22 protein-coding genes are annotated in these 21,565 nt (G+C 74.4%); 9 read left to right on the top strand and 13 right to left on the bottom strand.

Annotated elements, in window-relative coordinates; translation table 11 throughout:
* The first annotated feature begins 244 nt into the window (after positions 1-244).
* Both ACWDR7_RS11980 and ACWDR7_RS11975 read left to right on the top strand, forming a co-directional pair.
* Entirely contained in the window at positions 245-769 is a 525-nt protein-coding gene (locus ACWDR7_RS11980; protein ID WP_449855123.1) for a hypothetical protein, read from the top strand.
* Between the two features lie 48 nt (positions 770-817).
* Positions 818-1,306, top strand: coding sequence for a SprT-like domain-containing protein (locus tag ACWDR7_RS11975; RefSeq protein ID WP_449855122.1), 489 nt, complete (start codon positions 818-820; stop codon positions 1,304-1,306).
* Positions 1,307-1,471: 165 nt separating this feature from the next.
* On the opposite strand, the gene ACWDR7_RS11970 is transcribed toward ACWDR7_RS11975, so the two are convergent.
* Entirely contained in the window at positions 1,472-2,071 is a 600-nt protein-coding gene (locus ACWDR7_RS11970; protein ID WP_449855121.1) for a 2-phosphosulfolactate phosphatase, read from the bottom strand.
* Between the two features lie 156 nt (positions 2,072-2,227).
* Here ACWDR7_RS11970 and ACWDR7_RS11965 point away from each other — a divergent pair, with 156 nt between their 5' ends.
* Complete coding sequence (locus ACWDR7_RS11965; RefSeq protein WP_449855120.1) at positions 2,228-2,725, top strand: hypothetical protein; 498 nt, start codon at positions 2,228-2,230, stop codon at positions 2,723-2,725.
* 6 nt (positions 2,726-2,731) lie between these two features.
* Here the strand turns inward: ACWDR7_RS11965 and ACWDR7_RS11960 are convergent, their stop codons facing one another.
* The 4 genes from ACWDR7_RS11960 to ACWDR7_RS11945 all read right to left on the bottom strand — a co-directional run bounded on the left by ACWDR7_RS11960 (position 2,732) and on the right by ACWDR7_RS11945 (position 6,999).
* Complete coding sequence (locus ACWDR7_RS11960; RefSeq protein WP_449855119.1) at positions 2,732-4,186, bottom strand: FtsX-like permease family protein; 1,455 nt, start codon at positions 4,184-4,186, stop codon at positions 2,732-2,734.
* The gene (locus ACWDR7_RS11955) at positions 4,183-4,974 is read right to left on the bottom strand and encodes an ABC transporter ATP-binding protein (RefSeq protein ID WP_449855118.1); all 792 of its coding nucleotides are present in this window, start codon (positions 4,972-4,974) and stop codon (positions 4,183-4,185) included. Before ACWDR7_RS11955 ends, ACWDR7_RS11960 begins: the two co-directional genes overlap by 4 nt.
* 163 nt (positions 4,975-5,137) lie before the next feature.
* Positions 5,138-5,824 (bottom strand): response regulator, encoded by a 687-nt coding sequence (locus tag ACWDR7_RS11950; protein ID WP_449855117.1) that lies wholly within the window; start codon positions 5,822-5,824, stop codon positions 5,138-5,140.
* The gene (locus tag ACWDR7_RS11945; protein WP_449855116.1) at positions 5,821-6,999 is read right to left on the bottom strand and encodes a sensor histidine kinase; all 1,179 of its coding nucleotides are present in this window, start codon (positions 6,997-6,999) and stop codon (positions 5,821-5,823) included. Before ACWDR7_RS11945 ends, ACWDR7_RS11950 begins: the two co-directional genes overlap by 4 nt.
* Positions 7,000-7,118: 119 nt before the next feature.
* Here ACWDR7_RS11945 and ACWDR7_RS11940 point away from each other — a divergent pair, with 119 nt between their 5' ends.
* Complete coding sequence (locus ACWDR7_RS11940; RefSeq protein WP_449855115.1) at positions 7,119-8,189, top strand: threonine aldolase family protein; 1,071 nt, start codon at positions 7,119-7,121, stop codon at positions 8,187-8,189.
* Positions 8,190-8,283: 94 nt separating this feature from the next.
* Here ACWDR7_RS11940 and ACWDR7_RS11935 read toward each other — a convergent pair whose 3' ends face one another.
* The gene (locus ACWDR7_RS11935) at positions 8,284-8,913 is read right to left on the bottom strand and encodes a DUF4916 domain-containing protein (protein ID WP_449855114.1); all 630 of its coding nucleotides are present in this window, start codon (positions 8,911-8,913) and stop codon (positions 8,284-8,286) included.
* Positions 8,914-9,088: 175 nt separating this feature from the next.
* On the opposite strand from ACWDR7_RS11935, the gene ACWDR7_RS11930 reads away from it, so the two are divergent.
* On the top strand, positions 9,089-9,742 hold the full coding sequence (locus ACWDR7_RS11930) for an alpha/beta hydrolase (protein ID WP_449855113.1): 654 nt from the start codon (positions 9,089-9,091) through the stop codon (positions 9,740-9,742).
* Here the strand turns inward: ACWDR7_RS11930 and ACWDR7_RS11925 are convergent.
* Positions 9,733-10,038 (bottom strand): hypothetical protein, encoded by a 306-nt coding sequence (locus ACWDR7_RS11925; protein ID WP_449855112.1) that lies wholly within the window; start codon positions 10,036-10,038, stop codon positions 9,733-9,735. The genes ACWDR7_RS11930 and ACWDR7_RS11925 overlap by 10 nt on opposite strands.
* A 97-nt stretch (positions 10,039-10,135) precedes the next feature.
* Here ACWDR7_RS11925 and ACWDR7_RS11920 point away from each other — a divergent pair, with 97 nt between their 5' ends.
* Together ACWDR7_RS11920 and ACWDR7_RS11915 are read left to right on the top strand one after the other, a co-directional pair.
* Positions 10,136-14,890 carry an Lhr family ATP-dependent helicase gene (locus ACWDR7_RS11920; protein ID WP_449855111.1) on the top strand — a complete coding sequence of 1,585 codons (4,755 nt, stop codon included), beginning with the start codon at positions 10,136-10,138 and terminating at the stop codon, positions 14,888-14,890.
* 15 nt (positions 14,891-14,905) lie between these two features.
* Positions 14,906-15,685, top strand: a complete 780-nt coding sequence (locus tag ACWDR7_RS11915; protein WP_449855110.1) for a DNA-formamidopyrimidine glycosylase family protein — start codon at positions 14,906-14,908, stop codon at positions 15,683-15,685.
* Between the two features lie 6 nt (positions 15,686-15,691).
* Here ACWDR7_RS11915 and ACWDR7_RS11910 read toward each other — a convergent pair whose 3' ends face one another.
* A complete protein-coding gene (locus ACWDR7_RS11910; protein ID WP_449855109.1) occupies positions 15,692-16,336 on the bottom strand; it encodes a YitT family protein in 645 nt (214 codons plus the stop codon).
* 105 nt (positions 16,337-16,441) lie between these two features.
* On the opposite strand from ACWDR7_RS11910, the gene ACWDR7_RS11905 reads away from it, so the two are divergent.
* Complete coding sequence (locus tag ACWDR7_RS11905; RefSeq protein ID WP_449855108.1) at positions 16,442-16,900, top strand: transferase; 459 nt, start codon at positions 16,442-16,444, stop codon at positions 16,898-16,900.
* A gap of 49 nt (positions 16,901-16,949) precedes the next feature.
* On the opposite strand, the gene ACWDR7_RS11900 is transcribed toward ACWDR7_RS11905, so the two are convergent.
* From ACWDR7_RS11900 to ACWDR7_RS11880, 5 genes are all read right to left on the bottom strand, one after another.
* Positions 16,950-17,486, bottom strand: coding sequence for a hypothetical protein (locus ACWDR7_RS11900; RefSeq protein WP_449855107.1), 537 nt, complete (start codon positions 17,484-17,486; stop codon positions 16,950-16,952).
* 122 nt (positions 17,487-17,608) lie between these two features.
* Positions 17,609-18,346, bottom strand: coding sequence for a LysR substrate-binding domain-containing protein (locus tag ACWDR7_RS11895; protein ID WP_449855106.1), 738 nt, complete (start codon positions 18,344-18,346; stop codon positions 17,609-17,611).
* A gap of 143 nt (positions 18,347-18,489) precedes the next feature.
* Complete coding sequence (locus tag ACWDR7_RS11890; protein WP_449855105.1) at positions 18,490-19,374, bottom strand: tryptophan-rich sensory protein; 885 nt, start codon at positions 19,372-19,374, stop codon at positions 18,490-18,492.
* A gap of 73 nt (positions 19,375-19,447) precedes the next feature.
* Entirely contained in the window at positions 19,448-19,924 is a 477-nt protein-coding gene (locus ACWDR7_RS11885) for a glutaminase (RefSeq protein WP_449855104.1), read from the bottom strand.
* Positions 19,925-19,933: 9 nt separating this feature from the next.
* A complete protein-coding gene (locus ACWDR7_RS11880) occupies positions 19,934-20,470 on the bottom strand; it encodes a TetR/AcrR family transcriptional regulator (protein WP_449855103.1) in 537 nt (178 codons plus the stop codon).
* A gap of 121 nt (positions 20,471-20,591) precedes the next feature.
* On the opposite strand from ACWDR7_RS11880, the gene ACWDR7_RS11875 reads away from it, so the two are divergent.
* Positions 20,592-21,392: an SDR family NAD(P)-dependent oxidoreductase gene (locus ACWDR7_RS11875; RefSeq protein ID WP_449855102.1), complete on the top strand. Its 801-nt coding sequence runs from the start codon at positions 20,592-20,594 to the stop codon at positions 21,390-21,392.
* Positions 21,393-21,565 lie beyond the last annotated feature (173 nt).

Below are 21,565 nucleotides of genomic sequence, written 5' to 3'. Positions count from 1 at the left end.
GTCGCGGTCCCGGGACTCGAGCGGAGGAGTGGTTTCCATGACTCGACACTAGAACCAACCTCCGACACCTCGGTGCGGTACCTGCAGGCACCGCCAGCTCCGCGATCCGGCGCGGGCTCGCGGATCGGGCGCGGGTTCGGCGACGGGAGTGCTTCCGGATTCGCGGCATGCCGCGTGCCCTGCCACGGCGCCGGATCTGCTCCCGCACACTGGGAGGACCGAAGCGCGCGAAGGGAGCGAGGCGTTGAGCTACATCCAGGGATACGACCCCGAGACCCTGCGCGAGATCGTCGACATCGCGGCGTGCCGCGAGCGGCTGCGCGAGATCGGGCACCAGCGCAGCCTGCCCGCGCTGCTCGAACGCGTGTGGCTGCTCAAGGTGCTGGGCGAGCTGGACGAGTCGCTCGACCTGTCCGAGCAGTCGGTGCGGGTGGCCCGCATGGCCGGAACGCGCAAGGACCTGCTGCGGGCGCGCATCCTGCACGCCTCCGTGCTGACCGAGCGCGGCGCGCACGCCGCCGCCGAGTTCGAACTGTCGACGTGTGCCGAGGAGGCGGAGGGCCAGGAGTGGCCGGGCATCACGGCGTTCGCGCTGCAGCACCGCGGCCGCACCCGCTTCGACGCGGGCGACTTCGCCGGCGCGCGCTCCGACTTCAAGCGCGTGCTGTTCCTGCGGCAGGATCTCGGCGCGGACGAGACGCAGCTCGAGGTGGCCATGTCGATGGTCGAGGCCGCCGAGCGCCGCCGCGGTCACTCGCTCGCCAGCTGATCCGGCGCGATCCGCCCGGATGTCGGCGGCCCGGCATACGCTGATCTCGTGTCGGAGCTGGATCGCGTGAAGGTGTGGGCGGATGCCCTCATCCGCCTGCATCTGGACGCCTCGTGGACGTTCGCGTTCGACAACGCCAAGCGCCGCGCGGGCCTGTGCGACTACGCGCGCAAGCGGATCTCCGTCTCGCGCTACCTCGCGGCGCGGTACGACGACGACACCAACCACCAGACACTGCTGCACGAGGTCGCGCACGCGCTCGCGGGTCCGGCGGCGGGGCACGGCAGGGAGTGGAAGCGGATCGCGCGGGGCCTGGGCTACGTCGGCGGCACGACGCACGACGGCGAGACCGCGACCGAGCTGGCGCCGTGGGTGGGCGTGTGCCCCGCCGGCCACACGGCGTACCGGCACCGCAAGCCCACGCGCCCGGCCTCGTGCGTGAAGTGCTCGCCGCGCTTCGACCGCCGCCACCTGTTCCGCTGGGAGCACCGCGAGATCACCGCCGCCGCCCGTCGAGCGGCCCTCACGCCCCGCTGACGGCGAGCGGTCGGGGTGGTCGCTTCATCTCCGCGCGTGCGGCGCTCCGCTCAGCAGCAGATCCAGTGACGCCCCTCGACTGACCCGGGGCGAGCGCGGAGCGCGAGCGGCGCCCGCACAGCGGGCGCCCGAGCGCGCGCAGACGAAAAAGAGGACGCCCGCGTTTCAGACCGCCCGCAGCTCGCCGTCGGCGTAGCGGAGGGCCGTGTCGACGTCGTCGATCCGCGCCGCCGCGAGCACGGCGTCGCGGGCCCCGGCCTCCTCGAGGACGAGGCCCGTGGCGCTCGCCGTGAGCAGGTGCTTCACCGCGCGCCGCAGGCCGCGGAACGACTCGGCCGCCACGGCGACGTCGGGCGCCGAGTGGTCGATCCCGAGCGCCGACAGCGCGTCGGCCACCGCACCGGCGGCCAGCTGATCCTCCACCGTCACGCGCCCGGCGTGCCCCGCCGGCACGAGCGCGACGCTCGTGCGCGCCGCGCGGCGGTTCTGCTCGTCGTACACGGCGCGGGCGGTCGCGGTGGCGTTGCGCAGCCCGGCGAAGAGCACGAGCGGCGCCGGGTCGATCGCCGCGGCCGCCGCCAGCGCCCGGGCACCGTCGTCGCCGGCGAGCGCGAGCCCCTGGCCCGGGCCCGTGCCGTCGAACGCGCCGCTCAGGGTGCCGAGCGCGTCCACCACCACGTACACGTCGGCCGGCGCGACGCGCCCGATGCCCGCGACGCCCCAGTCGAGCCGAACCTGGTACCTGCCCTGATCGAACGCACTCACGCTCTCAGCGTAGGAGGCCGCCGCCCTCGGCGCCGAGCCGAGGGAAACGGTCCGAAACACGACCGGATCCGCCGACTCGTCCTCCCCCTCGGGCGATTCCCCTCGTCTCGGAGCGACGACGGATCGCGAGAGCGGGCCCGGTGGCACACTGGCGGCATGCGGATCCTGCTCAAGCTCGTGCTCGACTGCGACGCCGACGCCGCCTGGCGGGCGCTGCACTCGCCGCGTGCCCTCGGCGAGATGCACGGGCCGCTGCTGTCGATCGAGCCGCTCGCGGCGCTGCCGACGCAGTGGCGCTCGGGCACCGACGCGCCGATCCGGTACGCCGCCGGGCCCCTGCGCCTCGGCACGCACCTCATCACGATCTCCGAGCGCGCCACCGAGGACTCCCGCGGCCCCGTGCGGATCCTGCGCGACTCGGGCATCCCGCTCACCGGACCGCTCGCGGCGCTGGACGTGTGGGATCACCAGATGGCGGTCTCGCCGGCCCCCGGCGACGCGGATCGCACGCTGTGGCGCGAACGGCTCGTGATCGGCGGCGCCGTCGCCCCGCTGTACTGGCCGGCGCTGTGGGCGCTGTGGCAGTGGCGCGGCGCCCACCTGCGGCGGCTCGCCCCCACGTGGGCGTACGAGCCGCCGGCATCGGAGGAGTGAGCGACCTCAGTCGGCGGCGAGCGCCTCGACCGGGGCGACGCGCGTGGCCAGGCGGGTGGGACCGACGGAGGCCACGAGGGTGAGCACGGCCGTGGCCGCCACGACGATCGCCATGGGCAGCCACGGCACGGCGGGCGGGACGAGCGTGCCCGCGGGCGCCCCCAGCGATGTGGAGATGGAGCCGAGCAGCGACTGCGCGGCCGCCCACCCGTAGGCGATGCCGAGCGCGAGCCCCAGGGCGAGCGACGCGATCGTGATGTGCGCGGCCTCGAGCAGCACCATCCGGCGCACCTGCGGGTTCGACAGGCCGAGCGCCCGCAGCAGGCCGAGCTCGGTGCGGCGCTGGACGACGCCGATCGTCAGCAGGTTGACGAGCCCCACGGCGGCGATCACGGCCGAGACCGCGACGAGCCCCATCATGACGCCGGAGAACATGTCCATCGCCGTGGAGAAGTCGTCGGCCATGGCGCCGCCGGAGTTGGCGATCATGACGGCCTTGGCCGACTCGGACGCCACGGCGAACATCGTCACGAGCGTGACGCCGACGACGACGCCGATGGCCATGCGGCTCGAGCGCTCCGGGTACCGGAGGGCGTTCTCGGCGGCCAGCCGCGCCGGGGCCGAGCCGCCGAAGGCGCGACCGACGAGCCGCAGCACGGGCGGCATCACGAGCGTGGCGCCGAGCACGAGTCCGGTGAACGACAGGAGCCCGCCGACGAACGAGACGAGGATCGCCAGCGGCGTGACGAGCCCGAGCGCCACGCCGATCGCGAGCAGCGCCCCGCCGGCGATGAGCAGGACGAGCGCGCCGACGTTGCGCCCCACGCCGCCGCGCGCCCGGTCGGCCGTGCGCTCCACCGAGCCGCCCAGCGCCTGCAGCGGCGTGACGGCGAGCACGCGGCGCGATCCGGTCCAGGCCGCCGCCCACGTCGTGAGCGCCACCGCGACGGCGGGCAGCGCGAGCCAGGGCTGCACCACGCCGTACGCGACATCGGGCACGTCGAGCAGCCTCGTGGCGAGCGCCACCCCCGCGGCCGACAGCAGCGTGCCGGCGAGCGCGCCGAGCACGGCGCCGATGATCCCGACCACGAGACCCTGACCGGCAACCTCGGCCCGCTGCGAGCGCGCCGACGCCCCGATCAGCCGCATCAGGGCGATCCGGCGCGTGCGACCCGCCACGATCGTGGCGAAGGTGTTGGACGTCACGATCGCGCCCACGTACATCGCGATGATCATGAAGATGACGCTGAGGATCCCGATCATCACGACGAGCGTGCCGCTGTCGGGGAACGTGTCGGTCAGCAGCGCTGCGAGGTAGCCGGTCGTCGAGAGCAGCACCGCCCCGAACGCCGTCGAGAGCCCGGCGACGAGCACGCTCGCCCCCATGCCGCGCTCGGCGAGGAAGGCGAAGGATCGGCGCCGCGCGGGGGCGAGGGCCGCGCCGGCCGCGACGGCACTCACGCGGCCACCCCCGCACCGGCTCCCGCGCCCGCCGGCGTCTCGGCCGACAGCATGTGGGCGGAGATCTGCTCGGGGCTCTGGCGCGGCTTGTCGGCCACGATCCGGCCGTCACCCAGGAAGAGGACGCGGTCGGCATGCGCGGCGGCGATCGGATCGTGCGTCACCATCGCGATCGACTGGCCGTGCTCGCGGCTGGCGGTGGCCAGCAGCGCGAGCACCTCGCGGCTCGTGCGCGAGTCGAGCGCGCCGGTGGGCTCGTCGGCGAAGACGAGGTCGGGCGCCGTGGCGAGCGCGCGGGCGATCGCCACGCGCTGCTGCTGACCGCCGCTGAGCTCGTGGGGCCGGTGGGCGAGCCGCGGGCCGAGCCCGAGCGATTCGATGAGCCCGTCGATCCGCGCCTGCTCCGCCCCGGTCGGCCGGCGGCCGTCGAGGTCGAACGGCAGCAGGATGTTGCCGCGCACGTCGAGGGTGGGCACGAGGTTGAACGACTGGAAGACGAAGCCCACGCGGCGCCGGCGCAGGATCGTCAGCTCGGCATCGCGCATGCCGGTGATCTCGGTGTCGCCGATCCAGGCGCGGCCGCCCGTGGGGGCGTCGAGGCCCGCCATGATGTGCATGAGCGTCGACTTGCCCGATCCGCTCGGGCCCATGATGGCCGTGAACTGGCCGCGGCGGATGCCGACGCTCACGTCGTCGAGCGCGCGCACGGCGCCGTCGCCCGATCCGAACGTCTTGGACAGGTGCGTCACCCGGGCCGCGAGGCCCAGCTCGCTGGTGCTGATCTCCATGCCCTCGACGCTACGGACGACGCCCCCTCGCGGTCATCGCCCGCCAGGCTCATCCGCGTACATCGCAGGGATGATCCGCGAACCCGCGCTCGTTCGCCGAACCCGCCCCGGATCGGGCGCGGGCTCGCGGATCGAGCGCGGGTTCGCGGGCAGGAGGGGGGAGTCAGACGAGGTCGTGCTCGAAGGCGAAGACCACCAGCTGCACGCGGTCGCGCAGGCCGAGCTTGGTGAGGATGCGGCTCACGTGCGTCTTCACGGTCGACTCGCTGAGGTACTCGCGCGCCGCGATCTCGCCGTTGCTGAGGCCGCGAGCGGCGAGCGCGAAGATCTCCTTCTCGCGGTCGGTGAGCTCCTCGTAGGCGGGCGGGACCGGGCGGGCGGGCTCGGCGAAGTGCGCGAACAGCGCGCGCGTCGCCGAGGCCGCGATCACCTCCGATCCGGCGTGCACCGAGCGGATCGCCGCGAGCAGGAACTCGGGATCGGCGTCCTTCAGCAGGAAGCCGCTGGCGCCCTGCCGGATCGCGCGCGCGGCGGCCTCGTCGAGGTCGAACGTGGTGAGCATCACGATCCGCGGTGCCTGCGGATCCTGCAGCAGCTCGGCCGTGGCGGCCAGCCCGTCCATCACGGGCATCCGGATGTCCATGAGCACGACGTCCGGGCGGGTGCGGCGCACCACCTCGACGCCCTCGCGACCATCGCCGGCCTCGCCCACGACCTCCAGGTCGGGCTGCGAGGTGAGCAGCATGCGCACGCCGGCGCGGAACAGCGCCTGGTCGTCGACGAGCACCACCCGGATCGGCCGGTCCTGCCGCGCCGCCGCCTGCTCGCCCGCCGCGATCTGCTCGCTCACGCGCCCCCTCCGATCGGCAGCTCCCCCGCCACGACGAACGTACTGCCCTGCGCACCCGCGTCCGCGCGCCCACCCACCAGCTGCGCGCGCTCGCGGATGCCGATGAGCCCGTGCCCGGGCGTGCCGTCGCCCCGCTCCGATCCGCCCTCCGGGATGCCGTTCGTCACCCGGAAGGCGACACGATCCGGCCACCACGACAGGCGCACGTCCACGCCCGCGCGGTCGCCGTGCCGCAGCGCGTTCGTGAGCGCCTCCTGCAGGATGCGGTACACGGCCAGCTGCACCGAGGCGCGGATGTCGGCGGGCGGCGCCGGATCGATGTCGACGGCGATCTCGATGCCGGCGGCCCGCACCTGGGCGAACAGCTGCTCGAGGTCGGCGAGGGTCGGCTGCGGCCCCTCGGCCTCGCGATGCCGCAGCTGCGTGAGCAGCATGCGCACGTCCGACAGGGCTGCGCGCGCGGTCTGGCTGATGGTGCGCAGCGCCTCGGTCGCGGCGGCCGGATCGGCCGCGGCGGCGTACCGGGCGCCGTCGGCCTGGGCCACGACCACGGCGAGCGAGTGCGCCACGACGTCGTGCATGTCGCGCGCGATGCGGCCGCGCTCCTGCTCCGACGCCGCCTCGAGCTCGGCGCGTCGCTGCGCCTCGCGGTTCTCCCGCGCCCGGATGCTCGCGCGCACGAGCGCGCCCGCCGTCCACGACAGCAGCAGCGAGAACAGCGCGGCCGACAGGACCGAGGCGCTCACGACCGCGGCGGCCATGGGGCTCACGAACGTGTCGGGGCCGCCGAACATCCCCGGCATGAGCAGCAGATAGCCGGTGATCGTGAGTGCGCCGCCGATCGCCGACGCGAATCCCGTCCACATCACGGCCCGCGATCCGTAGGCCGCCGTCACGTACAGCACACCGAAGATCGCGAGGTTGCTGGGCAGCGGCGTGAGCGCCGACGCCATCTGCACGATCGCGCCGACCCAGGCGATCGCGAGCGCCAGCCCGGGGGACAGCCGTCGCACCGCCAGAGCGCCCGCCATGAACACGCCCGTGATCACCGCGAGGATCCACGACTGCTCCGGCGCGAGGGTGACGAGCCCGAACAGCAGGAAGAACCCGACGGCCAGCACCACGTCGACCACGATCTGGGCGGTGGAGAGGGGGCGGAAGAGCTGACGGATCACGACGGTCCACGCTATGCCAGCCGGGTCGGCCGCACATCATCCCAAGGATGTATCCCGCGTGCCGCGCGGCGCCCCCGGCGGCGTCATCCGGCGATCGCCCGCGGAATTACGCTGGAGCGGTGACCCCGCTGCATGACTCCTCCGTCCGCTCGTTCGCCTCCGACAATTACTCCGGGGTCCACCACGAGGTGCTCGCGGCCATCGCCGCGGCGAACGACGGGCACCAGGTGGCGTACGGCGACGACGCCTACACGGCGCGGCTGCAGGAGGTGCTCGTGGGGCACTTCGGCGAGGGGGTCGAGGGCTTCCCCGTGTTCAACGGCACGGGCGCGAACGTCGTGGGCCTGCAGGCGATGCTGCCGCGCTGGGGCGCGGTCGTCGCGCCCGCCTCGGCGCACATCAACACCGACGAGGGCGGCGCCCCCGAGCGCGTGGGCGGCATCAAGATCCTGAGCGTGCCGACCGACGACGGCAAGCTCACGCCCGAGCTGCTCGACCGAGAGGCCTGGGGCTGGGGCGACGAGCACCGCGCGCAGCCGCTGGTCGTCTCGATCACGCAGTCGACGGAGTTCGGCACGCTCTACACGCCCGACGAGGTCCGCGCGGTGGCCGAGCACGCGCACGCGCTCGGCATGCGCGTGCACATGGATGGATCGCGGATCAGCAACGCGGCGGCCGCGCTGGGCGTGCCGCTGCGCGCCTTCACGACCGACGCGGGCGTGGACGTGCTGAGCCTGGGCGGCACGAAGAACGGCGCGCTCGGCGCCGAGGCCGTCGTCGTCATCGAGCCGAGCGCCGCGGAGGGTGTGACGTTCGTCCGCAAGTTCGACATGCAGCTCGCGTCGAAGATGCGCTTCCTCTCGGCCCAGCTGATCGCGCTGTTCGAGGGCGACCTCTACCTGCGCAACGCGCGCCACGCCAACGCGATGGCCGCGCGGCTGAGCTCGCTCGTCGAGGCGGGCATCGCCGACGGATCGATCCGCGGCACCCGCCTGACGCAGCCGACCGTGGTCAACGGGGTCTTCGTGTCGCTGCCGGACGGCGTGGCCGACCGGCTGCGGCAGCACTTCCGCTTCTACGACTGGGACGCGACGAAGAACGAGGTGCGCTGGATGTGCAGCTTCGACACCCAGGAGTCCGACGTCGACGCCCTCGTCGCGGCGCTGCAGGCGGAGACCGCCGCGCTCTGACCCGTTCTCTCCCCCGCGAGACAGCAAGTACGCGCCGAGACAGCGGCGTCTGCACGCTGTCTCGGCGCGCGGAAGCTGTCTCGCCGAGGGAGGATCAGCGCAGGGCGCCGACGCTCGCGAGCGCCATGCGCACGAGGGCGCCGCGGCCGCCCTCCATCTCGGCGGCCACCGCCTCGGACGCCGCCTCCTCGGGCGAGAGCCACGTCACCTCGAGCGCGTCCTGCCGCGGCTCGCACGTGCCCGTCACGGGCACGACGAAGGCGAGCGAGACGGCGTGCTGGCGGTCATCGTGGAACTGGCTGACGCCGGGCATCGGGAAGTACTCCGCCACCGTGAACGGCACGGGCGACGGGGGCAGCAGCGGGAAGGCCATGGGCCCGAGGTCGTTCTCGAGGTGGCGGAAGAGGGCGTCGCGCACCGACTCGCCGTAGCGCACGCGCCCCGACACGATCGTGCGCAGGATCTCGCCCACCGGCGACGCGCGCAGCAGGATGCCGACCTGCGTCACCTGCCCCGTGCCGTCCGTGCGCACGGGCACGCCCTCGACGTACAGGATCGGCAGGCGGCGGCGGATCTCGGCGAGCTCGATGTCGCTGAGCCACGCGGGGTTCTTCGCGGGGCCTGGCATGCCCGGCAGCCGGATCGCGCCCGTGTCGAGGTTGATCGGCCCCGAGGGCGTCGGGTCCTCGGGCAGGTCGTCGGGATCGGGGGTGCGTACCGGCATGTGTCCTGTATACCCGCCCGATCCGCTCGGCGCGCTCCCCGCGGCCGGGTGTGGAGGGATCCGATCGATCCGGACTCTGACACTTCGACTCCTCGCTTCGCTCGTCGCTCAGTGTTGCCCCCGCGCCGCATCAACGCGCTGCGCGCATTGATCCGGCGCACGGCAAGATGGACGCATGCCGCTGATCCCCGCCCTCGATGACGCGGCCGTGCTGTGGCGCGGCGACCGCGACGGCCGGCCGCTGCTCGTGCTGCTGCACGGCTACGGCTCGGACGAGCGCGACCTGTTCGCGCTCGCGCGCCAGCTGCCCGACGCCTTCGTCGTCGCCTCGGTCCGCGCGCCGATGGAGCCGCCGTGGCCCACGCCCGGCCACGCCTGGTACGCGCTGGAGGGCGAGGGGGCGCGGGATCCCGAGGCCGTGACGCAGGCGGCCGCGCGCTTCCTCGAGTGGCTCGACGGCACCGGCCACGACGGACCCGTCGGGCTGCTGGGCTTCTCGCAGGGCGGGGCCGTGGCGCTGCAGGCCCTGCGCCTCACGCCCGCGCGCTTCGCCTTCGCCGTGAACCTCTCCGGCTACGTCGCCCCGGGCGCCCTCGCGGGCGACGCGACCCTCGCCGAGGCCCGGCCGCCCGTGTTCTGGGGCCGCGGCACCGCCGACACGGTCATCCCCGAGGCGCTCGTCGTGCACACCACCGATTGGCTGCCCGCCCACACCGACCTCGTGGGCCGGATCTACCCCGGCCTCGCCCACGCCGTGGCCGAGCAGGAGCTGGGCGACGTGCGCGTCTTCCTCGAGAAGCAGCTGACGGCGCTCGCTGATCAGGACTGAGCCGGGCTCTCCGGTCCGTCCTCGTCCGCGGGGGTGCCGGGCGCGGGGTCGTCGGCCTCGGGGGCCGATCCCTCGCCCGGCTCCGGATCGGAGTCGGGTCCCGCCGCATCCGGGCCGTCGGACTCGTCGTCGGGCCGCGTGCCGGACGCGAACGCCATCGAGACGCCGAACGCGATGCCGATCGAGACGCCGATCGCGAAGTTCTCCAGTGCCAGTCCCAGCGCGAACCCGATCCCGATGCCGAGGGCCACGCCCACGCCCCAGTTGGGCTGGAGCCCGCCACGCTCGTCGCTCATGCACGCCACGGTACGCGCCGCCCGCGACCGGCACCTCCCCCGCGCGACGGATCCGGGTGACGGGCCGGATGTCGGAGATCGGCGGCAGGATGGAGGCATGGCGGACGTGCTCGAGCGGTTCGGGGAGGCGACGCGGGACTGGTTCCGCGGCGCGTTCCCCGCGCCCACCGACGCGCAGCGCGGGGCGTGGGAGGCGATCTCCGGCGGCCGCCACGCCCTCGTCGTCGCACCGACCGGATCGGGCAAGACGCTCTCGGCGTTCCTGTGGGCGATCGATCGCGTCTTCCGCGAGCCGGCGCCCGAGCGGCGCTCGTCGCGGATCCTGTACGTCTCGCCCCTGAAGGCGCTCGGCGTCGACGTGGAGCGCAACCTGCGCTCGCCCCTCGTCGGCATCTCGCAGGCCGCGCGCCGTCTCGGCATCCCGACGCCCGAGGTGTCGGTGGGCGTGCGCTCGGGCGACACCCCGTCGTCCGAGCGGCAGAAGCTCGTGCGCAACCCGCCCGACATCCTCATCACGACGCCCGAGTCGCTGTACCTCATGCTCACGAGTCAGGCACGCGAGACGCTGCGCGGGGTGCACACCGTCATCGTCGACGAGGTGCACGCCGTGGCGGCGACCAAGCGCGGGGCGCACCTGGCGGTCTCGCTCGAGCGGCTCGACGAGCTGCTCGACGCGCCGGCGCAGCGGATCGGACTGTCGGCCACCGTGCGCCCGATCGACGAGGTCGCGCGGTTCCTGGGCGGATCCGCACCCGTCGACATCGTCGCGCCGCGCGCGTCGAAGACCTTCGACCTGCGGGTGACCGTGCCGGTCGACGACATGCAGAACCCGCCGCCCGCCGCCGGCGCCGCGCCCGCGCCCGAGGACGGCGAGGAGGAGTGGTTCCGGCCGCCCGAGTCGACCGAGATGACCGGATCGATCTGGCCGCATGTGGAGGAGGCGATCGTCGACCGCATCCTGCAGCACCGCTCGACGATCGTGTTCGCCAACTCCCGCCGGCTCGCCGAGCGCCTCACGGCGCGGCTGAACGAGATCTACGCCGAGCGGGTGGGGATCGAGGTGCCCGCGCCCACCGTGCCGGCCGCGATGATGGCGCAGGCGGGCGCGACGGCGGGCGTCGCGGCGATCCTGGCGAAGGCGCACCACGGCTCGGTGTCGAAGGAGCAGCGCGCGCAGGTCGAGGAGGAGCTCAAGTCGGGCGCGCTGCGCTGCGTCGTGGCGACGAGCAGCCTCGAGCTCGGCATCGACATGGGCGCGGTCGACCTCGTCATCCAGGTGGAGGCCCCGCCGAGCGCGGCCAGCGGCCTGCAGCGCGTGGGTCGCGCGGGCCACCAGGTCGGCGAGATCAGCCGCGCCGCGCTGTTCCCCAAGCACCGCGCCGACGTGCTGCACACCGCGATCGTCACCGAGCGGATGCTGTCGGGCCGGATCGAGGCGATCTCGATCCCGCAGAACCCGCTCGACATCCTCGCCCAGCAGACGGTGGCGGCCACGGCGCTCGGCCCCGTGGAGGTCGAGGCGTGGTTCGAGACCGTGCGCCGCTCGGCGCCGTTCCGCACGCTGCCGCGCGGCGCCTTCGAGGCGACCCTCGACCTGCTGGCCGGCCGCTACCCGTCCGACGAGTTCGCCGAGCTGCGACCCCGGCTCGTGTGGGACCGCGACGCCGGCACGATCGAGGGGCGCCCGGGATCGCAGCGCCTCGCCGTGACGAGCGGCGGCACGATCCCCGACCGCGGCCTGTTCGGCGTGTTCGTCGCAGGCGAGTCGACGGGCGCGCGCGTCGGCGAGCTCGACGAGGAGATGGTCTACGAGTCGCGGGTGAACGACGTCTTCACGCTCGGCACCACGAGCTGGCGGATCGTCGAGATCACGCACGACCGCGTCAACGTCGTGCCGGCGTTCGGGCAACCGGGCAAGGTGCCGTTCTGGCACGGCGACGGGCTGGGACGCCCGGCCGAGCTGGGCGAGGCGCTCGGCGCCATGTCGCGCGAGCTGGCGGCGTCGCCGCGCGAGAAGGCGGTCGACCGCCTGCGCGAAGCCGGCCTCGACGAGCGGGCGATCGAGAACCTGCTCGCCTACCTCGAGGAGCAGAAGGAGGCCACCGGATCGATCCCCACCGATCGCCTGCTCACGGTGGAGCGCGGCCGCGACGAGGTGGGCGACTGGCGGATCATCCTGCATTCCCCGTACGGCATGCACGTGCACGCGCCGTGGGCGCTCGCGGTCAACGCGCGCATCCGCGAACGCCTGGGCGTGGACGGATCGGCGGTCGCGAGCGACGACGGCATCATCGCGCGCATCCCCGACGCCGAGTCGGATCCGCCGGGGGCCGAGCTGTTCGTCTTCGAGCCCGAGGAGCTGGAGCAGATCGTCACCGACGAGGTGGGCGGCTCGGCGCTGTTCGCCGCGCGCTTCCGCGAGTGCGCGGCCCGCGCGCTGCTCATGCCCCGCATGAACCCGGGCCGCCGCACGCCCCTGTGGCAGCAGCGCCAGCGCTCGGCCCAGCTGCTCGAGGTCGCGCGCCGGCACCCGACCTTCCCGATCATCCTCGAGACGCTGCGCGAGGTGCTGCAGGACGTCTACGACCTGCCCGCGCTGACGCGGCTCGCACGCGGCATCCAGGAGCGGCGGATCCGGATCGTCGAGACCGAGACCGCGCAGCCGTCGCCCTACGCGCGCGACCTGCTGTTCGGCTACGTCGGCGCGTTCATGTACGAGGGCGACTCGCCGCTGGCCGAGCGCCGCGCGGCCGCGCTGTCGGTCGATCCTTCGCTGCTGAGCGAGCTGCTGGGCCGCGTGGAGATGCGCGAGCTGCTCGATCCCGACGTGATCGCGCAGTACGAGGCCGAGCAGCAGCGCCTCGCGCCCGACCGCCGCGCGCGCGGCGCGGAGGGCGTGGCCGATCTGCTGCGCGTGCTCGGCCCCCTCTCGGTCGAGGAGGTCGCCGCGCGGCTCGAGCCGGAGGGGGCACCCGCAGGCCTCGACTCCGGCGCTGACGCGCCTGCGCTCGACCCGTCTCCGCTCCGCGGCTCCGCCGCTCCCGTCGACGACCCCGACATGGGTCGTCGAGCGAGCGAAGCGAGCCGAGACGGGTTGAGCGAGGAGCGAAGCGACGAGTCGAAACCAGGGCCGCACGTCGCCCGCGCCGCCACCCATCTCGCCGCGCTCGTCGACGCGCGCCGGGCGATCCCCGTGACCATCGCCGGGGTGCCGCGCTTCGCGGCGATCGAGGACGCCGGCCGGCTGCGCGATGCGCTCGGGGCCGCGCTGCCCGTCGGCGTGCCGGTGGCGTTCCTCGAGCCCGTGGCCGATCCGCTCGGCGACCTCGTCTCGCGCTACGCCCGCACGCACGGTCCGTTCACCACGGAGGCGGTGGCGGCGCGGCTCGGCATCGGCACCGCGGTGGCGCGCCACACGCTGCAGCGCCTGGAGCAGCAGGGCCGCCTGTCGAGCGGCTTCTTCCTGCCCGAGGGCCGCGGCGCGCTCGACGAGAGCGAGTGGTGCGACGCCGAGGCGCTGCGCCGCATCCGGATGCGCTCCCTCGCCGCGCTGCGCGGCAGCGTGGAGCCCGTCTCGCCCGAGGCGTACGCGCGGTTCCTGCCCGACTGGCAGCACCTCACGCGGCCCCTCGAGGGCATCGACGGCGTGCTCGCCGCGGTCGAGCAGCTGGCGGGGGTGCCGATCCCCGCCAGCGCGTGGGAGTCACTCGTGCTGCCCTCGCGCGTGCGCGACTACGCACCCGCGATGCTCGACGAGCTCACCGCGACGGGCGAGGTGGTGTGGTCGGGGCACGGCGCCCTGCCGGGGCGCGACGGCTGGATCGCGCTGCACCCCGCCGATGCCGCGCCGGTCACGCTGCCCGAGCCCGAGGGCGAGGTCGACCCCGACTCGCTGGAGGGGCGGATCCTCGGCATCCTCTCGTTCGGCGGGGCGTACTTCGCGCCGCAGCTGGCCGAGATGGCCCGCGCCCGCATGCCCGACGCCGATGCGGCCGCCGTATCGAAGACGGCGGTGGTCGACGCGCTGTGGGGCCTCGTGTGGGCGGGGCGCGTCACGAACGACACGTTCTCGCCGATCCGCACGCTGCTGGGCGGCGGCTCGCAGGCGCACCGGGCCCAGCGCCGCGCCCCGCGCAGCCGGATGTACCGCGGCGCGGCCGCGCGCCCGCAGGCCCCGCGGCCCCTCGTCGGCGGCCGATGGTCGGTGCTGCCCGCGCCCGAGGCGGACGCGACCGTGCGGGCCGCCGCGACCGCGTCGATCCTGCTCGACCGGCACGGCGTCGTCACGCGCGGCGCCGTGCAGAACGAGGGCGTACCGGGCGGCTTCGCGCAGGCCTACCGCACGCTCGCGGGGCTGGAGCAGGCCGGCCACTGCCGCCGCGGCTACCTCATCGAACGTCTCGGCGCGGCGCAGTTCGCCACGTCGCCCACGATCGACCGCCTCCGCACGTTCGCCGGCCTGCCCGATCCGGCGCCGATGCGGGCCGTCACGCTCGCCGCGACCGATCCGGCGAACCCGTATGGCGCCGCGCTGCCCTGGCCGGCGCTCGAGGGCGTGCGGCACCGGCCGGGCCGCAAGGCGGGCGGCCTCGTCGTGCTGCTCGACGGCGCGCTCGTGCTGTACCTCGAGCGCGGGGGCCGCACGGCGCTCGTGTTCGACGACGACGAGGAGCGCGTCGCGGCGGCGTGCGCCGACCTCGCGGCCACGGCCCGCGCCCGGCGGCTCGAGACGCTCACGGTCGAGCAGGCCAACGGCGAGTTCGTGTACACGGCGCCGCTGGGGCGGGCGCTGCGCGCCGCCGGCTTCGTCGAGTCGCCGCGCGGCCTCACCCTGCGGCGGGCCCGGCCATGACGCGCGGGCCGGATCGTGCCTGAGGGCGACACCGTGCACCGCGCGGCGCGGCGGATGCACGCCGCGCTCGCGGGCCGGGAGGTGACGCGATTCGACATCCGCGTGCCCGCGTCCGCCACCGCCGACCTGCGCGGCAGCACCGTGCGCGAGGTCGTCGCGCGCGGCAAGCACCTGCTGCACCGGATCGGCGATGCCACCCTGCACTCGCACCTCAAGATGGAGGGCGAGTGGTGGGTGCTGCGCGAGGGCGAGCGCTGGCCGCGCCCCGCGTTCCGGGCGCGCGCGGTCGTCGGGGTGCGCGGCGCCGAGGCGGTCGGCTTCGACCTGGCGATGGTCGAGGTGATGCCGACGCGCGATGAGCACCGCGTCGTCGGCCATCTCGGCCCCGATCCGCTCGGGCCCGATTGGGACCTCGCCCTCGCCGCGGCGAACGTGGCCGCCGATCCTCGCCCGATCCACGTGGCGATGCAGGATCAGCGCCACGTCGCCGGGTTCGGCAACGAGTACGCGAGCGAGCTGCTGTTCCTGCGCGGCGTGCACCCCGAGACGCCCGCGACGGCTGTCGACGCCGTCGCCCTGCTCGAGCTCGGCGCCCGCACCATCCGGCGCAACGTCGACCTGCCGGTGCGCATCTTCACCGGCGTCGCGCGGCGCGGGCAGGAGCGCTGGGTGTACGGCCGCGAGCACCGCCCGTGCCGCCGGTGCGGCACGCCGATCCGGCGCGGCGCCCTCGGCGCGACCCCCGCGAGCGAGCGCGTCGTGTACTGGTGCCCGGTGTGCCAGCCGGCGGCCTGATCCGGTTCAGTGCCCGATGTAGCGGCCGGGGCGGTGATTCAGCGCGAGCACGAGGTTGAGCACGACGGCGCCGGCGGCCGAGAGCAGCACCATGCGCCAGTCCACCGCGAAGAACGCCGCGACGACGATGAGCACGTCGACGATCATCTGCGTCCACCCCGCACGGAAGCCGGTGCGGTCCTGCACGAGGATCGCGACGATGTTCACCCCTCCCACGCTCGCACCGTGGCGGAACAGGATGAGCAGCCCCACCCCGACCAGCAGGTTGCCGCCCAGCACGGCGTAGACCGGCTGCAGGCCAGAGACGGGGACCCAGGCGACGTTCACGGCCGAGAGTGCGGCCACGCCGCCCACGCAGATCGCCGTGAGCACCGTGAAGCGCGCACCCTTCTTCCACAGCGCGAGGGCGACGAAGGGGGCGTTCACGAGGGCGAAGATGAGCCAGAACGGCACGTCCGAGAGCTGGTCGATGAGCAGCGCGAGCCCCGCCGTGCCGCCGGTGACGGCCCCCACCGCCTTCAGCAGGTGCAGCCCGAAGGCCACGACGAACGTGCCCGTGACGATGCCGAGCACGTCCTCCGCGAGCGTGTGGCGCGTCTGCTCCCACTCGAAGACGACCTGCTTCTGATCGGGGGTGGATGATCCGGTCACCCGTCAACGATAGAAGGCCCGCGACCCGACCGCGATCCGGCGTCAGGGGCACCGGGCACAGCGCACGTGGAGCAAGCTCCCCGCTCGGGAATAGCCCGGGGAGGCATGGTGTTGGTGGGGAATGGCGGCCACAACCGCTGGCCGCGGAGGGACATCGTGGGCAAGAACTACGTCGACATCGAGAACGAGCGCGGCGAGACGCTGCGCTACCGCAAGCACGTGAACGGCCGAGGACTCGTCGCGCACGGCGCCAAGGTGCACCCCGAGGCGCGCGTCGAGTCGGGCGCCTACATCGAGCCGGGCGCGCGGATCGCCGCGGGCGCGCGCGTCGCGCGGGGCGCGTGGATCGAGCCCGGCGCGCAGGTGGGCCCCGGCGCCATCATCGACGCCAACGCGCAGATCGGCCCGAACGCCGTGATCGGCTCGCACGCCCACATCGGCGTGCGCTCGCACATCGGCGCCGAGGCGCTCATCCCCGACGGCGCGATCATCCGCGACGACGAGTCCATCGCCGACGGCGCGCGGGTCAAGACCGACCGCCGCGGCTTCCTGCTCGCGGCCTGACGCGCGTCAGGACCGACGGCGGTCAGGAATCGATCGCTCCTGACGCGCGTCAGGAATCGACCGGGGCGAGGCCGACGAACTTCATGCGGTCCTCGCCGTAGAAGCAGGACTGCAGCGCGAGTTCACCGCCGAGGCCGACGAGGTCGGCCGTGCTCGACCAGATCTTGGACGTGTACCGGATGTCGACGACCTCGTAGACCTGGTCGCGGCCCTCGATCCGAATCCGCTGCCCTTGCTCCCAGCCGAGCAGCACGTCGCCGCCGCAGTTGTTGTGCGCGGCCGCCGTCTCTGGCACACCCTCGCGCTCGTACGAGCTCATGACGGTGAACGTGCCATCGCAGAGGTCGAGCTCGTGCCGGCCGCCGACGACCCCGATTCGCACCGTCGGCAGTTCCTCGAAGACCTCTTCCTTGACCTCGTCGACGGTGCTCGTGACCTTGGTCTTGAGCGCGCCGTACACCCGCGCGCTCTCTTCTGGCATGACGGCGTACGTGCCGATCATCACCGCTCCCGCGGCGATGAGCACGATGCCGAACACCGTGAGCAGCTTTGCGCCCCGCCGCTTCTTCTCACCGTGAGTCGCCATGGCACCTCTTCCTCGCACCGCGAGGATACCAAGCCCCCGTGACATCCGGACCCGCCGAGCGAGATCCCACGGTCCGCTCGGACCGGTCGAGGCCGCGGCTCGTCGGCCGGTGACGCGGTCGTTCAGCGCGACGAGCGCGCGGTGCGCCCGCGGGTGATGCCCACGAACGTCTGGACGTCGTCGGAATCGCGGTCCCGCCGCCACGCCAGCGCCACCGTGCTCTCGGGGCCGCCTACGAGCGCGCGGTGGTCCACGTCGCGGCGGTGGTGCAGGCGCGCCAGCGAGAGCGGGACGACCACCACCCCCACCCCCGTCGCGGCGATCGCGATGGCGTCCTCCGTCGTCTCCGGAGCGTCGAAGCGCGGCGCCACGATGGGCAGGGCGAGCGGGCCGAGCACATCGTCGGCGGGCGTCACGAGCACCTCGCCCTCCAGATCGTCCGGGTGCAGCTCGTCGGCGGCCAGGAGCGAGGAGTCCCGCCCGGCGACCACCACGGGCGTCTCGTCGTAGAGCCGGATCGCGTGCACGGCGTCCGCATCCCCGGCCAGCGGCAGGCGCACGAGCGCGGCGTCGACGTGCCCGTCGTCCAGCGCCGCGCGCTGGTCCGCGACGGCGATCGGCACGAGCTCGAGCGCGACGTGCGGCATGCGCTCCCGCCACCGCTCGATCCACTTGCCCGGCATGGCGCCGGGGATGACGCCGAGCCGGAAGACCCGGGGCTCGGGCGCCGCCGGGGTGTCCGCCGCCTGCCGGCGGGGGGCCGGGCTCGGGGCGCGGGGCGCACGCGTGGGCTGGGGCCGTCCCCCGCGGGGCGCCCTGGCGCCGCCGCGGCGACCGCCTCCCGCGCTGCCCTTGGCCATACGGCAAGGCTACCCGCGCCCCGTCCGGCACCCGCCGGGCGGCACGGCTGCGGTCCGGAGGAGAACGGCGCCAGCGGAGGACCGGATCGGCCCATCGCTCCTCCGGTGCGACCGTTCTCCTCCGCGGGGCCGCGCGCCCGCCGCTACGCCTCGGCGCCCGGCGCGCCGTCGCGCCCGGCACGCAGCATCACGACGCGCATCGCGACGCAGACCGCCGTGAGCAGCGCGGCCGCGGCGAGCGCCGCAACGGCGACGGGAACGCTGCGCGGCTCGCCGGTGAGCCGCTCGACGGCGATCCACACCGTGCCCCACGCGATGGCGAGCGGCATCGCGACCGCCCAGCTGTTGCGCGCCGAGACGGCGATGCCCGCGGCGCACACGGCCACGAGCGCCAGCACGCCGCCGCCGTCGCCCGCCCAGCCGCCCAGGTTCAGCGCCGCGATCCACGCCGCCGCGTTCGCGACACCGGCCGCCAGCGCCCAGCCCAGATGCGCGCCCGCGAGCCCGTCGAGCAGCAGACCGCCGAGCAGGCTCTGGCGCCGCCGCGTCGTCGCCGCGCCGCGGAATGCCCGATACGCGGCCCCGACGAGCAGTGCCATCACGACCACGGTGGTCCACAGCGGCAGCAGCTGCGCGGCGAGGATCCACAGCCCCTCCAGCGCGGCGACGGCCGCGAGCCACCACCCCGCTGCGCGGTGCCGCGGATCGTGCCGCTGGGCGGGCAGTGCCTGCCAGACGGCGTACGCGACCAGCCCGGCGTAGAGGGGCGTCCAGATCATGAACGCGGGCGTCGCGGGCGCGAGCAGCGATCCGGCCGGTCCGAGCGCGCCGCCCTGCGTCTCGGCGACCGACCGTCCGCCCGCCGCCCCGGAGCCGAGGAAGCCCGCGGCGATCGCGGCGACGACGCAGATCGCGACGACGACCTGCCGCAGGCCGTCGCGGTGGCGGCTCTCCCCTGCCGGGGACGGCACGGACCGCTCGTGCGGATCGCTCACGTCGGCTCGCCTCGCCTTCTCGAGAGGATGCATGCCTCCACTCTCCGCACCGCCGACATCCGCCGACAGGGGCTTGTCCCGGCCCGCCGGATGTGCGTGCGTGCGGTCACTCTCCCCGCAGCATGGCGACGCGCTCCCGGAGGTATGCGTCCAGCGGCATGAGCGCCCCGCCCGCGGTCCAGCGCACCACGAGGGCGCCGTCTCGCCACGAGAGCGGGCCGGACGCCTCTCCCGCCGCCACCGCCGCCAGGTCGATCCGCGCGTGGTCGACGTTGACCGTCGTCCCCTCCGCGAAGCCCCCGCGCACGCACATCGCGGCCGCCTCGGCGCGCCGCCGCGCCGCCTCCGCGGTGAAGCCGCGCCGTCGCTCCTCGCTCGCGCGCAGCACCTGGCCGACCTCGTGCACGGCGTCGTCGCCGATCAGCAGCACGCCCACGCGCCAGGCCTCGCCATCGGGCACGATCCGGGGCCGGGCGCCCAGCGCCCGCCGCAGCCCGCCGGGCAGCTTCAGGCGGCCGAGGGCCTCCCGCGGCACGGGCGCGAGCCGTCGCCGCGCCTCGTCGAAGAGCTCGGCCGGGTCCACCCGACCAGGCTACGGTGCGAGGGCCCGCTCGATCAGCGCGATGGCGGCCCGTCCGGCGTCGGGCCGCCCCTCGGGCGCGAACGCCGTGTGGAACGCCGCCATGCTCACGGCCGTGGCGACGTCCTCGACCGTGACAGACGGGTCCACCCGACCCGCCTCGCGCTCCCGCCCGAGGATCCCGGCGATGATCCGCTCCAGCCGCTGCGCGAGGGCGGCGACGGCGGGATCGGTCGACGGCGCGAGCGCCTCGAGCAGCGACGCCGACATGCGCGCCTGGGCCACGACGAGCTCGAGCAGCCCGCGCAGGTCGTGCGCCTGCGCCTCGACGGCCGCGAGGTTCTCGTCGAACACCGCGACCGCCAGCGCCGTCTTGTCGGGGAAGTGGCGGTACAGCGAGGCCTGGCCGACGCCCGCCCGCTTGGCGATCTGACTGAACGGCACCCCGAAGCCCTGCTCGGCGAACAGCTCCCGCCCGGCCGCGATGAGGGCGCGTCGGTTCGCGGGACCGGCGGCGGGTCCGCGGTTGCTCTTGGAGGGCTCGGCCACGGGAACTAAACTATCTCGTAGATCCGGACATACATGTCCGGTCGCGCCGCCATCCGACGGCGCACCCCTCGGTCGACGGCGACCACGATCCGCCGGCCGCGTATCGAAAGGACGCATCGCCATGAGCGACGCCGCAGCTGCCCAGGGACCCCAGATGGCCCAGTGGGAGGAGAAGATCACGCCCGGCCGGTTCGACGGCCGCACGATCATCGTCACGGGAGCCGGATCGGGCATCGGCCGCGCGACCGCATCGCGCATCGCGCGCGAGGGCGGCACCGTCGTGGCGGTCGACATGAACGAGGCCGGCCTGGACGAGCTCGTCGGGGAGTTCCCCGCGCTGAACATCGTCAAGGTCGTCGCCGACATCACCGACGACGCGGCGGTCTCCGAGATCGCGGCCGCCGCCGGCGACCGGATCGACGGCCTCGCCAACGTCGCGGGCATCATGGACCGGATGCAGCCGATCCACGAGATCGACCCCGCGCTGTGGGAGAAGGTCTTCGCCGTCAACGTGACGGGCTCGTTCAAGCTCATGAAGGCGGTGCTGCCCGGCATGCTCGAGCGCGGCGCCGGATCGATCGTGAACGTCGCCAGCGAGGCCGGCCTGCGCGGCTCGGCCGCCGGCACGGCGTACACCGCGTCGAAGCACGCGGTCGTCGGCATGACGAAGAGCTCGGCGTACCTCTACGCGCTCACAGGCGTGCGGATCAACGCGGTGGCGCCCGGCGCCGTGGCGACGAACATCGAGGGCACGTTCGCCAGCGAGTTCGCCGCGCCCCGCATCCAGCGCGGCATGGCGGCGATCCCCTCGATCGCCCACGCCTCGCAGCTGGCCGCGTCGATCACGTTCCTGCTGACCGACGACGCCACCAACCTCAACGGCGTCATCCTGCCCTCGGACGGCGGCTGGTCCGCGGCCTGATCGCCGCACACCCGCGAGAATCCAGACCCGCGCCGAGAATCCCGTCACCCGCGCGATCCCACCCCCACACCCACGCCCAGCCCGACGGCATCGGCGGCGCCCGACCCCGGCCGCGAGGACGAGGAGTCCGACATGCGGCTCGAGTGGGTGCCGCTCGAGGAGGCGCTGCGCGC

The sequence above is a fragment of the Microbacterium sp. NPDC003461 genome (assembly GCF_053588335.1).
Note: the sequence above shows the minus strand (reverse complement) of the source record. Positions and strands in the feature narration are given on the sequence as shown.